Genomic DNA, 10,967 nt, shown 5'->3' on the forward strand with positions numbered 1-10,967 from the left:
CTCAGCGAGCCTCGTCTTCCCAGTCCACCCAATCCACCGGATAAGTCGCGAGATATTTACTGACGGCCGCACCGAGCGTCGGAAAGAACGCCGCTTCGCCAAACCGCGCGAAAAGCCCGAATCGCTTCAGCTTGTCCTTGACGGGGTCCTTCATCTCGGCCACGCAGAACTTGATGCCAGCCGCGTGCAAGGCTTCGTCCAACTCGGCAAGCATGTCGGCGGAGGTCACGTCCACGCTGGTGACTGGCTCCGCCGAAACAACCAGCCAGCGCACCGGCGTGGGCGATGCGGCCACCGCATCCAGCGCCCGGTCATGGAACAATTCCGCGTTGGCAAAAAACAAGGGCGCATCCCAGCGAAACAGGACCAGGCCGGGGATGAGCCGTGCTTCGGGATAGCGCTTGATGTCATGGTAGCCCTTGACGCCATCGGCGCGCCCCAGAACCGCGGAGTATGGGCGCCAGCCATCCCAGAGAAATTCGATGACGGCAACTACGATGGCCAGGCCGATGCCTTCAATCGCGCCCAGCACAACCACTCCCACTGTACAGACGATCGATAGCCAGCATTCCCAGCGCTGGATGCGATAGATTCGCCGCAGGTCGGTGATCTCGATCAGCCCGATGGCCGATGCGATCACGACCGCGGCGAGTGCGCTGGTGGGCAAATGCCGCAGCAGATCCRGCGCCACCAGCAGCAGCAAGGAAACAGCGAGCGCACCGACTACGCCGGACAGTTGGGTTCTGGCGCCCGCGGCCTCGGCCACGGGAGTACGCGACGAACTACTGCTGATGGGGAAGCCCTGAAAAAACCCCGCAGCCAGATTGGCGAGGCCGAGTCCCACCATCTCCTGGTTCGGGTCGACATAGGTGCGAGTCCGCGCCGCATAGACACGAGAGAGCACGCTGGTGTCCGCGAACGAGACAAGGGCAACGGCAAAGCCGCCGATCAGAACGGGGACGATATCGGCGGTGGTGATCCAGGGGATGGCGAGCGCTGGCAGGCCTTGTGGCAGCGGACCGAGGACCGCCACCCCGCCGCGCGCTGCGAGGTCCAGCGTGCCAACGGCGATGGTTGCGCCAACCACCGCGATCAGGATGCCCGGCAAGCGCTTGCTGCCCTTGAGCAGCAGGATCACCGCCAGGGTGGATGCGCCGACCGTGAACGTGGTCCAGTTGGTCTTTCCATCAATCACCGCTGTGGCGATGGCCCATAGATTTCTCAGCGGTCCTTCGCCTTGGATTGAAAAACCGAAAAGCTTGGGCAATTGGCTGATCAATACCGTCAGCGCGATCCCGTTCATGTAGCCATAGCGAATCGGCTTGGAAAGAAGCTCGGTGATGAAGCCCAGGCGGGCTATGCCGGCCAGGATACACATCGTCCCCGACACGACCGCCATCATGCCCGCAAGGGCGACCGCGCGATTCGCGTCGCCCCCGGACAGTGGCAGGATGACAGCGAGGATGACGGCGGCCAGCGACGAATCCGGCCCCAGCACCAGAATTCGGCTGGGTCCGAACAACGCGTAGACGAGCAGCGGAACGATAGTCGCGTAGAGGCCATGGATACCGGGCAAACCCGACGCCACCGCATAGGCGATGCCGACAGGTACCAGCATCGTGGTCAGCACAAGCCCTGCCACGATGTCGTGCCGCAGCCACGCCACGTGATATTCGCGAAGCGTGCGCAATCCCGGCACCCACCAGCCCCAGGCGGTCTGATCGGCGCCCTTCGTCCGGCGCGCAATACGGCCCGGTTCGGGGAGCGGGGACGATGAATCCGGCTTGCTCATAAGGCGGTGGCCGCTCAATGGACAACGCAGAATAGGGTCGGGACTTCGCGCCCCGGGATAACGGTGCTTGCGGCCTCCACCGGCCCATCAGATAGGGTTGCTTACCGGGAGCGCCTCCAAGACCTCATTGAGACCGGGCATGTTCACCTGGAGACGACGAACTCGTGCTGCGAATAAGAGGGGGTACATGGGCATCAGCGGCGCGACATTCTGCAAATTCTGGCGCATGGACCCGGTGGCCTGGCGTCGCCCGGTGGCAAGTCCGCCAGGCTGCGGAAACCCCGTCGCGCAGTGACTGGCAAGCTGGCGGCACGTTGCGCCGGGATAGGCCGTTGCCGCGCAACGCGATCCCGATAACGGCGGTGAATTCACGAATGCTCCGGGCAAGTGGCAATATGACGCGTCAATATTGTTTTCTCGTGCCCGGGAAGGCCGTCACTCGTGACGCCAAAGACGAATGGCTCCCTGGCGCCGGTCCTCGCTAACGGCTGAACGCAGGAACGGGCAGCCCTACCGGGTAGCCAGTCATTTCTGCCCGGCTGCGGCGTGCGCGGCAGCGATTGCAGCGTCACGCTCTTTTTTCGCAGCCGCCTTCTGCTCGTCGAAAACCTTTTGCGCTTCGGCGACCTTGCGCTTGTACTCCTTCTTGGCGGCGGCCTCTTCCTGCCGCATCTTCACGATTGCATCATTATGACTTTGCCCCCCCGCGCCGGAAGCTGTCTGAGCCCAAACCGGTGAAGCAATGATCGCCATCGCAAACATGACTGATGTGGCCACCTTTAGCATGATCTTCTCCCGCTTCAAATTCTTCATGTTGGCAGCATTGATGGAATGCTTGCGGCTGCCGCGCCACATCGAATCCGCAGACCACGAGCTAGTATTGGTGCCCGGTCCACAAAAAGTCAAAGGAACGTCGGGCATGACGATGCCCCATCGATGGAGTCTGGCCTGAGCGGTGTGGAGTAGTTGAAGTTATTGCAACCGTGCTCTATGGTCAAATGGCGAATCGGGCGGAAAGTGCATCTCAGTTGGTGCCGCATTGGTAAGTTGCCATCGGCGACCCATTCCGGCGGCAACTTCGGTGAAAAGGCCTGGCCAGGACCCCGCATGCCCCGCACGTAGATGCAAAGGCCTTGCGCTACATGCGCATATGCCGCGCCGGGCCAATGCGCCTTCGCACGCGAAGCGCTAGTCACCCGTCAAGTGCTTTGAACAGTCGAGAGGAGCGGCCATGATTCCATGTGGTAAGCGACTGGCTCAGACCATATGCGCGTGGTTCCTCATTGGACTGGTGTTCGCATCAGGCACTGTCAATGCCCAGGACCAGGCCGCGCCAACCTTCAAGCCAGAGGAAATCGAGGCGCTGGTCGCGCCGATTGCCCTTTATCCGGATTCCGTGCTGTCGCAGGTCCTGATGGCATCGACCTACCCGCTGGAGATCGTGCAGGCGGCGCGCTGGGTCAAGGCCAACCCCAGCGTCAAGGGAGATGCGGCGGTCAAGGCGGTGAGCAACGAGAAGTGGGATGTCAGCGTCAAATCGCTGGTTGCCTTCCCGCAGATCCTGGAGCCGATGAGTGACAAGCTCGAATGGACGCAGAAGCTGGGCGATGCCTTCCTCGCGCAGGAGAGCGACGTGCTCGCCGCCGTGCAGCGCCTGCGGGGCCGCGCGCAGCAATCGGGCAACCTGAAATCGAATGAGCAGCAGAAGGTGATAACCGAGACCGGGACCGTCTCCGGCCAGCCGGGGCAGACCATCGTCAAGATCGAGCCTGCCAGCCCGGAAGTCATCTATGTGCCGGCATACAACCCCTCGGTGGTGTACGGCGCATGGGGCTATCCGGCCTACCCGCCCACCTACTGGCCCCCCTACCCAGCCTATTACCCTGGCGCCGCACTGGCCACCGGCTTCGCGTGGGGTGTCGGCCTGGCGGCAGCCGGCGCGATTTTCGGCAACTGCAATTGGGGGGGTGGCGACGTCAATATCAATGTCAACAAAGCCACCAACATCGACCGGAATTTCGACCGCACCAAGACGCAGAATGGGAAGTGGCAGCATGACGCCAGCCACCGCAAGGGCGTCGCCTACCGCGATAACGCCTCGCGCGAGAAGTTCGGCCGCAGTGTGCCGGGCGCCGACGGGCGCAATGATTACCGGGGCCGCGGCGATGCAGGCGGCCGCCAGGGCGCGGCTGACCGGGGCAGCGCCGGTGATCGTGCCGGCGTTTCCGATCGAGCGGGAGATCGCGGGGGGGAACGTGCAGGAGACCGTGCGGGGGACCGCGGCGGGCCGTCTAACCGGGCTGGCGCTGCTGGCGATCGAGGTGGCGCGGGCGGCGGCGCAGGGGGCAATCGAAGCCAGGCAGCAGACCGCCAGGGCGGGCGCGACAACGCCTTCCAGGGTGTCGGTGGCGGCGGTGCGTCCTCGCAGCGGGATTTCGACCGTGGACGCAGCAGCGCGCAAGCCTCGCCGGCCGGGCGCGGCGGCGGCGGTGGCTACAGCGGCGGCGGACGTGCCGGTGGCGGTGGCCACAGCGGCGGCGGCGGACGTGGTGGTGGTGGCGGCCGCGGCGGCGGTGGCAGGCGCTAGGGAGAATGGCTATGCTAATCACCGCTCGTTTTGCCCGACTCCCGCTTGGCGCAATCGGCATTCGGATTGCCGTGGCGCTGTGCCTGGCCACCTGCATCCTGGGCACCGCCCACGCGCAAAAAGCATTCCCCACGCCAGAAGCGGCCATGACGGCTTTTGGGGCGGCTGTTGCGAACAATGACGAGGCAGCCCTGAAGTCACTGCTGGGCAATGACTTCCGCACGCTGATCCCACCTGCCGACGCGGAAATCCGCAGCCGCTTTCTCACGGCGTGGGAGGCTTCCCATGCCGTGCAACCCGTAGATGAAAAACATGCCCGGATCGCCGTCGGCACCGATGGCTGGACGCTCCCCTTGCCCTTGGTGAATTCCGGCGGGGGCTGGCGCTTCGACACCCGCGCCGGTGTGGAGGATATGCGCTTGCGCCGTATCGGGCGCAATGAATTGGCCGTCATGCAAACCATGCTTGCCATTCATGACGCGCAGAACGACTACGCCCAGTCCGACCACGACGGCTCCGGCATGGTTAGCTATGCCGCCAAGCTTGCCAGCTCGCCAGGCAAGCAGGATGGCTTGTACTGGCCGACGCAGGCTGGCGAGCGGCCGAGCCCGCTGGGCGAAGCCTTCGCCACGGCCGGTGCCCGCGCAAAGGAAGCGGGAGGCTATCACGGGTACCACTACAAGCTTCTGACGAAACAGGGCCGGCACGCACCCGGCGGCGCATTCGACTATATGGTGCGCGGCAAGCTCTTTGGCGGCTTCGCCGTGATAGCGTGGCCGATCCGATACGGTGACACCGGCGTGAAGAGCTTCATGGTGAGTCACGCCGGGCAGCTCTATGAGAGTGATCTCGGGCCCGAAAGCGCCGCCAAGGCTGCCGCGACCACCTCGTTTGATCCCGGTCCAGGCTGGACCAAGGTAGAGCCGCAATCGGTCGGGGCGCCGCGCAATGCTGGTCACTAGCAGCATCCACGCCAATCAAGTCCCGTTGCAGTCCCGGGCTTTACGCGGCGATTGCGGGACCGGTCGCATTACCTGGCGCTTCGCGCACCGGATAGCGGGTGCGCCACGAATGCCGCCCGTTCCTTTGCCTGATCAGCGATCAACTGTTCTGGCAGCGGGTCGGGGACGTGCCGCCCGATAGCGTGCCAGGCGACCAGGAGCAGGTTTGAATTGCCATTCTCGCCTCATGTCGTCACCGTGTCGTCCTGCCGGACTGGTGCTGATCGGCGCATCGGTCCTCGTAGGCTGCGCGCGCGTGGGGCCGGATTTCCAGGCACAGCACGATCCCTGGACCGAGCACTGGACTACCCCGGCTGTCGAACAGGCCAGCCAGCAGCGCCCGCAGTCCGATATGCGCGAGTGGTGGAAAGTCTTTTCGGATCCTGTTCTTGAACATCTGATTGCGGCTGCCGATGCCAACGATGCCGGCCTGAAGATTGCCGGCCTGCGCGTGGTGGAAGCCCGCGCCCAGCTGGGCATTGCCCTGGCCGGGCGGTACCCGCAAGTGCAGCAGGCCAGGGCCGACGCCTTGTACGCGCGTAGCAGGAAGACCGGCATTCCTGGTGAAAGCAGCGGTGTCTGGCAATACAGCGCGGGTTTCGACATTGGGTGGGAGCTGGATTTCTGGGGACGGTTTGCCCGCGCCATCGAGTCGGCGGACGCGGCCTATTTCGCCGCCGAAGCCAATCATGAAGACGCCCTGGTACTGCTGCACGCGCAGCTCGCGCAAACCTACTTCGACCTTCGCACCGCCGAGGCGCGCCTGCGCATCGCCCGCGAGAATGCCCGGCTGCAAAAGCGCAGTTTCGAAATTACCKAGCGGTTGTTCAAGAGTGGGGAAAGCGATGAGCTCGACCTCCAGCAAGCCAAGACCCAGTACCTGGGCACCCTGAGCAGCATCCCCGATCTGGAAAACCAGATCTTGCGCGCCCGCAATGCGCTGGCGATCCTGATCGGCCGCCCCCCGGGTCCCTTGCCGGAACTGCAGGAACTGCTCGAGAAGGAGGGTGTGATCCCGCTGATCGATCACGCGGTGTTGCAGGACGTGCCCGCCAACCTGCTGCTGCGCCGCCCCGATGTCCGTTCAGCCGAACTGCAGGTTGCCGCCCAGTCGGCGCTCATCGGCGTGGCCAAGGCCGATCTTTATCCGTCGGTCACGCTGCTGGGGAGCATCGGGTGGTCAGCCACTTCGCTGCCGGGAACGCCCGGCGGGTGGGTCCTGATCGGTGGCCCCAGCGTGCAGTGGAACCTGTTCGACTATGGCCGCATCACGAACAATGTGCGAGTACAGGACGCACGCCTGCAGCAGCGGATCGTCACCTACCAGGATACCGTGCGCCAGGCGGCGCGCGAAGCCGACGATGCGGCCACCGGGCTGATCAAGGCGCTGGAGCGCGAAACGATCCTGCGCGAAGCGTCGCAGGCAGCGAACCGCTCGCTGACACTGGCCAATGCCCTCTTTCGCGAAGGGTACTCGGAGTTCCAGCGTGTGCTGGATGCCCAGCGCGCGCTGGTCGCCCAGCAGGATGCTTACCTGCTCAACCGCGGCAATGCAGTGAACAATCTCATCGCGCTTTACAAGGCGATGGGCGGCGGCTGGTACACGTCCCTGCCGCTGGTCGACGCGGCCACCCGTCAGCAGATGCAGCAGCGTACCGATTGGGGCGACTTGCTGAACGAGACAGGCCGCCAGCCACGCAACTCCAACGTCCCCGTGCCGAGGGTGAGCCCGGATGAATGACACACCGCAACCCCCGGCGTCCCCGCCGCCGGACGCACCGGCGCCCGCAGCCGACCCGACGAAGCGGGGAGTCAGGTGGGTAGTCGGCCTGATTGCGCTGAGCCTGGCCTGGTACCTGCTGGCCGACCGGTACACGCCGTATACACAGCAAGCGAGGGTCCAGGCCTTTGTCGTCCCGGTGGCCTCTGAAGTGTCGGGCCGGGTGGCCCGGGTGCAGGTGCGCAACAACCAGAACGTCCTGGCCGGAGACGTATTGTTCGAGGTCGATCCGCAGCACTATCGCATTGCACTCGACCGYGCCCGCGCCGATCTCGAGTCCATGCGGCGGCAGATCGGCGCAAGCACCGCCGGCATCGCCTCGGCCCAGGCATCCCTGCGTGCCGCCCAGGCCAATGAACTCAAGGCACGCCAGGACAGCGATCGCCTTGAGCGCCTGTATCGTGAAGACCAGGGAACTGTTTCGCTTCGCCGTCTCGAGGTGGCCCGCGCCACGCACGTACAGGCCGTCAGCCAAGTTGCCGCAGCCCGTGCCGAAGTCGAGCGCGCGCGTGAGCAAGAGGGGGGCAGTGAAGAAGACAACGCCAAGCTGCGCAGCGCTGCAGCCAATGTGGACAAGGCCGAACTGGACCTGGCCAACTCGCAGGTGCGCGCGCGCACGGCGGGCCTGATCACCGATCTGCGCACCGAAGCCGGCCAATATGCCGCCGGCGGAAGCCCGGTGATGACGCTGATCGCCATTCACGACGTCTGGGTAAGCGCGGAAATGACCGAGAATAACCTCGGCCGCGTCGAACCCGGCACGTCCGTCGCCATCGTGCTGGACGCCTACCCGGGCAAGGTACTGGACGGCCGTGTCCGCAGTATCGGTTATGGGGTCAGTGTGGGCCAGAGCACGCCGCCCGGCAGCCTGCCGACGATACAGAACAGTCGCGACTGGCTACGCCCGGCCCAGCGCTTCCCCGTGGTCATCGAATTCGCCCCGGGCGAGCTGGCCAAACTGCACGGCGTGCGCGTGGGCGGGCAGGCCGAAGTCATGGCGTTCCCCACCCAGGGCAATCCGCTCAACCCCCTTGGCCACCTGTTCCTGTTCGTCATGAGCTGGCTGTCCTATGCCTACTAATGGTGATGGCGGCCATGCCCGCTGAGCCCGCTCGCCTTTCCCGGCGTCCGCTGCGCCTGGCATCCGGCGCCGCGCTTTGCCTGGCGACCAGCTTCGGATTAGGCTGGTCCCTCCCGGTGGTGGCGCCGGTACTTGGCCTGTTCGTGATCGCCTCTCTCGACCGCCCCCTGCCGCTCAAGGCCGGGCTGGGCCTGGCGCTGGTCGTCATGCTGACGACGGGCAGCGGCCTGCTGCTTCTCCCCTTTCTGCGCTATTACTGGTTCAGCGGCGTGCTTTTGACCGGCCTGCTCCTCTTCCTGGCATTCCGCCATGGCCTGCGCGGCGGAAACAATCTGGTCGCCACATTCCTGGCGGCTGGCCTGACCATGATTTCCGCGGCGGGCACCGCCGATTTCGGCCTGGCCGTCACGGTGATCGGCGCCCTCGTCAAAGGACTCCTGCTGGCCGTGCTGGCGCTGGCTCTTGTTCACTGGCTGTTTCCCGAACCCGCAGGCGGGCGGCCTGCGCGGGCCGCCCAGGTACTGCCGCACAGCGTGGCCGACTGGATGGCGCTACGCGCGGCGCTGGTGGTAATGCCGGCGTTCCTGCTGGCGCTGAGCGATCCCGCCGCCTACCTGCCGATCATCATGAAATCGGTCAGTCTCGGCAGGCAAAGCTGCACGACCGCCCGCGGTGCCGCGCGCGAGTTGCTTGGTTCCACGCTGTTCGGCGGCCTGCTGGCCATCCTGTTCTGGTCCGCACTCAGCCTGTTCGTGCACCTGTGGATGTTCTTTCTATGGATGCTGCTCTTCGTCCTGGTGGCAGGAGGCAAGCTGTATGCCATCAGCCCGACGCGTTACCCGCCCGGCTTCTGGCTGAACAGCCTGGTAACCATGGTCATCCTGCTGGGCCAGTCGGTCCAGGACAGTGCGGCCGGCAAGGACGTCTTTACCGCTTTCGCCRTACGCATGGGGCTGTTCGTCGGCGTTACCCTGTATGCCTGCCTGATGCTCTGGCTTCTGGACAAACCCGGCCGCATACCATTGCCCGCTCCCTGATGGAGTAAACCATGCTGCACCATGTACTGGCCGCCGCTCCCGTCATGCTTCTCTGCCTGTTGCTGCAGGGGTGCGTTGTTGCCGTCTGCTTGCGCCGCTACGCGCGCTTCCGGAATAGCCGCCTCGGGCATGAATCACTGTGGACCGATATCTTGCTGCTGTCGCTGGTGATGGTGCTGACACTGTTCGCCAACTTCATGCAAATGGTCATCTGGGCGGTGCTGTTCATGATTCTCGGCGAATTCAGCAATTTCCCCACAGCGCTCTATCACTCCGGTGTCAACTTCGCTACATTGGGCTATGGCGACATTGTCATGTCCGAGGAGTGGCGCCTGCTCGGCCCGATTGAGGCGGCTAACGGCATCCTGATGTTCGGCGTCTCGACCTCGGTGATGACCGCCGCGGTATCGGATGTGATCAAGTACAACATGTCTCGCCTGGGGCAGGACAAACCGCATTAGGCCCGACCCGGCTGCTACGGCGACGGAAATGTGCTCCGGCAAGACTACCGTTGGCCTGGTCGCCGCCGGTCGTGCCCGAAACAGGCGGATCAAGCGCGCCAGCGAAATCATCGTTCCACCGGAGAGCGTATGCGTATGTCCCGGAAATTTATCCTGGCCAGCCTGATGGCACTTGGTTTTTCCACGGCTGGCATGGCACAGCCCGCAGCGGGCCAGGGTGCCGAAAATGCTATATCCGAGGCAGTACAGGGTGGCGCCAGCCCCTATCGTCCTCCGTCCGCCGACTCCGCCAGTGCCGAGGATGCCGCGCGCGCCAAGTGCGAGGCTCTGAAGGAGCAATTCAACGCCACCTCGAAGCAGCCGTCCTACCAGTCGCCCGGGCCGGCAACACAGAACGCGCAGGGGCGCACTATTCCCAAGATCGAGCGCGACCAGTCACGCAAGTCATTGCAGGAAACTTACCGCGCCAATTGCACGTAGCGAGAGGGCGGCGCGCCCCCCTGCTTCCGACACTTGATCTGCTGTCCTGGAACCCGAACCCGGGCAGGCAACGGAATTTTCCGTGGGCGTCACGCAAGGCCTGATGAGGTACATGTCAGGCGTAAATCTCCATAAAGTCCCCATGCGCCGCGTCGCCGCTTAGCCCCGCTTTGGCAGCGGTCGCCGGGGGACTGGCCCGGCGTGTCGCGCAACTGCAGACACCCGATGCCTGTTGTGTTGGTTTTTGCCCGCCAGACCAAAGCCATCGCGCACCGTGCGTTGGCGTCATTTCCCCCGCCTCGAAGAATCTCTTCCTAAGCCCCGCCTGCGTTTGCGGGCGATTCTCGCTGACCTGGCCCGCCTTGGCACACTCCATGCGTTTGTACCTCCCGAGCGCAGAAACAATGCTCGAACCAACCGAACCCAAGTCCCAAYCGCTCCCAAGGAGAACTGCCATGACTACCACCCTCGCCATCAAGGACCTGTCCGTCACCGAAGAACTCGACGCCCGTGCCATGCGCGCCGTGCGCGGCGGCTTCGTGCCCTTCCTGCCCGTGTTCAGCGCGGTCAAGMTCGACTCGACCTTCAACGCYTCGCARCTGATCGGCCAGACGCARAACGTCGTCAACATGAACGGCAATAACGCTGCCTTCGTCGACGACATCAAGTCGCGTGTCACCTCGACCCAGAACGCCCAAAACAACATCTATTGAGCCTCGGGCTACCGCCCAGGCTGAATTCGCAAGCT

Annotated in this window: 10 protein-coding genes; 8 read left to right on the forward strand and 2 right to left on the reverse strand. The window is 64.4% G+C overall.

Features of this window, described 5'->3' with window-relative positions; translation table 11 throughout:
* Nucleotide 1 precedes the first annotated feature (1 nt).
* The gene (locus tag AC1DT6_RS37430) at nucleotides 2–1,792 is read right to left on the reverse strand and encodes a SulP family inorganic anion transporter (protein ID WP_477115428.1); all 1,791 of its coding nucleotides are present in this window, start codon (nucleotides 1,790–1,792) and stop codon (nucleotides 2–4) included.
* Nucleotides 1,793–2,317: 525 nt separating this feature from the next.
* Nucleotides 2,318–2,713: a hypothetical protein gene (locus AC1DT6_RS37435; protein WP_477104498.1), complete on the reverse strand. Its 396-nt coding sequence runs from the start codon at nucleotides 2,711–2,713 to the stop codon at nucleotides 2,318–2,320.
* A 310-nt stretch (nucleotides 2,714–3,023) separates the two neighbouring features.
* Here AC1DT6_RS37435 and AC1DT6_RS37440 point away from each other — a divergent pair, with 310 nt between their 5' ends.
* The 8 genes from AC1DT6_RS37440 to AC1DT6_RS37475 all read left to right on the forward strand — a co-directional run bounded on the left by AC1DT6_RS37440 (nucleotide 3,024) and on the right by AC1DT6_RS37475 (nucleotide 10,932).
* Nucleotides 3,024–4,379, forward strand: coding sequence for a DUF3300 domain-containing protein (locus AC1DT6_RS37440; RefSeq protein ID WP_477104499.1), 1,356 nt, complete (start codon nucleotides 3,024–3,026; stop codon nucleotides 4,377–4,379).
* Nucleotides 4,380–4,390: 11 nt separating this feature from the next.
* A complete protein-coding gene (locus tag AC1DT6_RS37445) occupies nucleotides 4,391–5,341 on the forward strand; it encodes a DUF2950 domain-containing protein (protein ID WP_441637371.1) in 951 nt (316 codons plus the stop codon).
* Nucleotides 5,342–5,567: 226 nt separating this feature from the next.
* Nucleotides 5,568–7,121 carry a TolC family protein gene (locus tag AC1DT6_RS37450; protein WP_477115429.1) on the forward strand — a complete coding sequence of 518 codons (1,554 nt, stop codon included), beginning with the start codon at nucleotides 5,568–5,570 and terminating at the stop codon, nucleotides 7,119–7,121.
* Nucleotides 7,114–8,241 carry an HlyD family secretion protein gene (locus AC1DT6_RS37455; RefSeq protein ID WP_441637373.1) on the forward strand — a complete coding sequence of 376 codons (1,128 nt, stop codon included), beginning with the start codon at nucleotides 7,114–7,116 and terminating at the stop codon, nucleotides 8,239–8,241. Before AC1DT6_RS37450 ends, AC1DT6_RS37455 begins: the two co-directional genes overlap by 8 nt.
* A 14-nt stretch (nucleotides 8,242–8,255) precedes the next feature.
* Nucleotides 8,256–9,278: a DUF2955 domain-containing protein gene (locus AC1DT6_RS37460; RefSeq protein WP_477115430.1), complete on the forward strand. Its 1,023-nt coding sequence runs from the start codon at nucleotides 8,256–8,258 to the stop codon at nucleotides 9,276–9,278.
* A gap of 11 nt (nucleotides 9,279–9,289) precedes the next feature.
* Entirely contained in the window at nucleotides 9,290–9,739 is a 450-nt protein-coding gene (locus tag AC1DT6_RS37465) for an ion channel (RefSeq protein ID WP_441637377.1), read from the forward strand.
* Nucleotides 9,740–9,868: 129 nt separating this feature from the next.
* Nucleotides 9,869–10,219: a hypothetical protein gene (locus AC1DT6_RS37470; protein ID WP_441637379.1), complete on the forward strand. Its 351-nt coding sequence runs from the start codon at nucleotides 9,869–9,871 to the stop codon at nucleotides 10,217–10,219.
* 455 nt (nucleotides 10,220–10,674) lie between these two features.
* Nucleotides 10,675–10,932, forward strand: a complete 258-nt coding sequence (locus AC1DT6_RS37475) for a hypothetical protein (protein ID WP_477112253.1) — start codon at nucleotides 10,675–10,677, stop codon at nucleotides 10,930–10,932.
* Nucleotides 10,933–10,967: the final 35 nt, after the last annotated feature.

The organism is Cupriavidus sp. 01L45 (assembly GCF_056399885.1).